At 71.0% G+C, this 3,904-nt stretch carries 4 protein-coding genes; all 4 read right to left on the bottom strand.

Features of this window, described 5'->3' with window-relative positions; all coding sequences use genetic code 11:
- Positions 1–4 precede the first annotated feature (4 nt).
- Positions 5–601 (bottom strand): hypothetical protein, encoded by a 597-nt coding sequence (locus tag E2651_RS41825; protein WP_209446386.1) that lies wholly within the window; start codon positions 599–601, stop codon positions 5–7.
- Positions 598–1,500, bottom strand: coding sequence for an FAD binding domain-containing protein (locus E2651_RS41820; protein ID WP_135336498.1), 903 nt, complete (start codon positions 1,498–1,500; stop codon positions 598–600). The genes E2651_RS41825 and E2651_RS41820 overlap by 4 nt, the downstream gene beginning before the upstream one ends.
- Positions 1,501–1,797: 297 nt before the next feature.
- The gene (locus E2651_RS41815; protein WP_135336497.1) at positions 1,798–3,426 is read right to left on the bottom strand and encodes a beta-N-acetylhexosaminidase; all 1,629 of its coding nucleotides are present in this window, start codon (positions 3,424–3,426) and stop codon (positions 1,798–1,800) included.
- A 94-nt stretch (positions 3,427–3,520) separates the two neighbouring features.
- Entirely contained in the window at positions 3,521–3,817 is a 297-nt protein-coding gene (locus tag E2651_RS41810; protein WP_135336496.1) for a DUF3039 domain-containing protein, read from the bottom strand.
- Between the last annotated feature and the right edge of the window lie 87 nt (positions 3,818–3,904).

Below are 3,904 nucleotides of genomic sequence, written 5' to 3'. Positions count from 1 at the left end.
CCGCTCAGTGGGGTGGTACGCCGCCCGGCAGCGTCGCGGGCGGCGTACCACCCCACTGAGCGGCGAGCGAGGACGTCGTGAACTCGCCCGATTCATCCGGGAGATCACCATCGGCGACGGGAATCGACCACTGCCCGGTGACATCGGCGGGCGCGGGCGCCGACTCGGCCTCGTGGAAGCTCCACTGCCCGGTGGCCCCACGGTCGTACGCCTGCTCCGGAACGGACGGAACAGACGGAACAGACGGAACGGAAGGAACAGACGGCTCGACCGGCACATCACCCGCAACCGGCCACCGCACGTTCTGCACGCCCTGCACACCCTGCACACCCTGCACACCCTGCACACCGGAAGCCGTCCCCGTGCCCGCCCCCGTCAGATCGGTCGGCATGACCCACGTCCCGGTGGCCGCCGGATCCGTCGCGTCGGCGGTCGTCGGCGTGACCGTAATCTGCGGCGGCACATAACCGTGGCCGGGCGCGGCGAGCGGAGAGCCGTCCAGGAGGCCTTCCGGCAGCTGCACGAAGGCCGTGGCGTCCGAGTCGTACTCGCCCTGCGGGTGCGGCTGCCAGCCCCCGTTGTTGTCCTGGTCGTCACTCACGACAGCGCCCTCCCCAGTGCCCGTCGGGCCAGCGCGGCGACGGTGCGCCGCAGGTGCAGTACGGCGGGCGGATGCGGCTGCGGGGAGCCGTCATCCGCCGGTGGCTGGTCGGGGATGCACGCGGCGGCGACGTACTCACCGAAGGCGGTCAGCGCCTCCGGCACGATCGCCCGCTCGCCGTCCCAGTCGATCAGCGAGGCGACCCACTGCTCGGCCTCCAGGGGCCGCAGCGGCATCGGCGCGACGGCGCCGACCGCGCAGCGCACACCGCGCCGGGCGGGGTCGAGGACGAGCGCCACGGACGCGATCGCGCGGCCGGGTCCCGTGCGTCCGGTCGCCTTCAGGAAGACCTGCGGCGCGTGCAGCAGCGGAAGCCGTACGAAGCCGATGAGTTCGCCGGGGCGGAGCATGTCCATCCCGGCGAGCAGATGCGAGACGGGGACCTCGCGGCGTGCGCCGCCGGGGCCCGCGATGATCAGTACGGCTTCCAGGGCGGCGAGGACGGGCAGCGTGTCGCCGGTCGGGCCCGCGCTCGCGATGTTGCCGCCGAGCGTGCCCGCGTTGCGGATCTGCGGGGGTCCCGCGGCGCGCGCGGCGGCCGCGAGGGCCGGGATCAGGGCCGCGAAGTCGGGCCGCCCCACGCGGGCGTGGGTGAGTCCGGCGCCGAGCAGCGCGTGGCCGTCCTGGTACTGCCAGCCGCGGATCTCGCTGATGCGGCCGAGACCGACGAGCGCGGCGGGGCGCAGGAGCCCCGCGTTGACCGAGGCCATGAGATCGGTGCCGCCGGCGACGGGCACGGCGGCGGGCATCGCGGCGAGCGCCTCCACGGCCTCGTCGAGCGTCCCAGGCAGCTTCGCCGTGTGCGCGGTGAGCGCCGCCTGCGGTGCGTGCGTGGTCAAAACCGGCTGCCCCTTCCCGATGCCCGGCGGCTTTCTCGCCGTTCCCACCGTTACGCCTGTTCCGCCGTACGGTACGTGCTCACTGCCCGGACGTGGCAACTCTGGCACATGTTCCCCGGCCCCCGGCGCGGGGGTCCGCTAGGAGACATTCATCCGCAGAACTGGGGGATGTGCCGGTTTCGCACGTCCTCACCGGTCGGCGGGAATTGCCACTCTTCGGTGAACCTTGTACGACTTTCTTCCGGCCGCCCACGGTCCCAGCGCGGGCGGCCCGACACGCGCACTATGGGGTGCGGCTCACACGTTTGGGGGCGACCCGTCGATCGGGCGTCCGAGCACTCCGGGACGCCGCTGCCACGGCAACGGGCCACCGGGCGGACGGTAGTCGACACCGAGGGCATCAAGTCGCATGTAATGAGCGGTCATTCGCCGCTCGAAGTCCGCGAAGTCGCGCTCGGCGGGGTCGGGAAGCGTGCTCCAGGCGACCTCGGCGAAGGCGGCGAGACGCGGGAACACCTGGTAGTCCACGCGTGCGTGGTACTCCATCACTTCCGTCCACACGTTGGCCTGGGTGCCGAGGACATGGCGGCGCTCGTCCTCGGTGAGCTCGGGCGGCAGCGGCTCGAAGCGATAGACGTCCTCGAGGGTGCGTACGTACCCGATGGGCGCGGGCTCGTCGGCTCCTCCGTGCTGCCGGTGGTCGAAGTACACCTGCTGCTCGGGGCACATGACGACGTCGTGCCCGGCCTTGGCGGCGGCGATCCCGCCCCCGTAACCACGCCAGGAGGAGACGGTCGCGCCCTCCGCGAGTCCGCCCTCGAGGATCTCGTCCCAGCCGATGAGCCGCCGCCCGCGCGCGGTCAGCCACGTGTCGAAGTGCCGGATGAACCAGCTCTGCAGGCCGTCCTCGTCGCCGACCCCCAACTCCTTGATGCGGGCCTGCGCGGTGGGCGACTGCCGCCACTGGTCCTTGGGGCACTCATCTCCCCCGACATGGATGAAGGTGGAGGGAAAGAGTTCGAGCACCTCCTCAAACACCCCCTCGTAGAAGCGGAGGGTGTGCTCGGTCGGCGCGAGGACGTTGGGGTTGACGCCCCAGGTGTCCCAGACGCCGAGGGAGGAGGTGTCGACGACGTCGGTGTTGCCGAGTTCCGGGTACGCGGCGATGGCGGCCTGCGAATGCCCCGGGATGTCGATCTCGGGTACGACGGCGATGTGCCGGGCATGGGCGTACGCGACGATCTCGCGAATGTCGTCCTGCGTGTAACAGCCGCCGTGCGGCGTCTCGTTCCACAGCTCCGACGCGCGGTGCCCCCACTTGGAGCGCGGCCGCCAGGACCCGACCTCGGTGAGCTTCGGGTAGCGCTTGATCTCGATGCGCCAGCCCTGGTCGTCGGTGAGGTGGAAGTGGAAGACGTTCAGCTTGTGGGCGGCGAGCAGGTCGAGGTGGCGCAGGACGCCGTCCTTGGGCATGAAGTGCCGGGAGACGTCGAGCATCATGCCGCGCCAGCGGAAGCGGGGGGCGTCCTCGATGACGACCATCGGTACGGTCCACTCCCGCCCGGAGTCGACCGGGGCCCGCCGGAACGCCTCGGGGCCGAGCAGCTGGCGGAAGGTCTGCGCTCCCCAGAAGACGCCCGCGGCGCTGCCGCCCTCGATGCGGATCGCGTAGCCGTCCACGACCAGGCGGTACGCCTCGTCCGCCAGCGCGGCATCGATCCCCAGCACGATCCCGTTGTCGTTCCGTCCGTCGGGGAACGGCAGCCCCGTGGCCGCGCCCACCGTGCCGCGCAGCCACCGCGCGACCCCCTCGGTGCCGGGCGAGGCATGCAGCACGGTCTCCTCGTCCAGGGGAAAGAGACCCTGTACGGGCGGTACCCAGTGGCTGCTGTCCGGCGCCGGGATCAGTTGCTCAAAGGTGGTCATGCGGCGAGACTTCCACGCGATTGCACAACGCAAAAGGGGCGTTGCGGCACACGCAACGCCCCTCCGCGCTGAAGACAGCGGACCGAGCCGGAGGCTACTTCTTGCCGTCCTTGCCGCCCTTGTCCTTGTCGCCACCGGCGCCCATGGACTCGTAGATCTCCTTGCACATGGGGCAGACGGGGTACTTCTTCGGGTCACGGCCCGGCACCCACACCTTGCCGCAGAGCGCCACGACGGGCGTACCGTCGAGCGCGCTCGCCATGATCTTGTCCTTCTGGACGTAGTGCGCGTAGCGCTCGTGGTCGCCGTCACCGTGCGACACCTTCGGCGTCGGCTCTACGAGGGTCCCCGTACCTGCCCCGCGCTCGGGCTCGGGCTCAAGAGTGCTCATGGCATCCAAGGGTACCTACGCCTGCCGGGTCCGGGCATCGGCCTGTCTCTTATACAAATCTCCGAGCCCACGAGACGCTCATGAAAC

This window comes from Streptomyces sp. MZ04 (assembly GCF_004684775.1).
Classification (GTDB): Bacteria; Actinomycetota; Actinomycetes; order Streptomycetales; family Streptomycetaceae; genus Streptomyces.
This window is presented reverse-complemented; position numbering and strand designations above follow the sequence as displayed.

What these genes read in the sequence shown, in the direction of transcription:
- E2651_RS41810 (WP_135336496.1), bottom strand. Translation starts at nt 3,817, where the DNA reads ATGAGCACTCTTGAGCCCGAGCCCGAGCGCGGGGCAGGTACGGGGACC.
- E2651_RS41815 (WP_135336497.1), bottom strand. Translation starts at nt 3,426, where the DNA reads ATGACCACCTTTGAGCAACTGATCCCGGCGCCGGACAGCAGCCACTGG.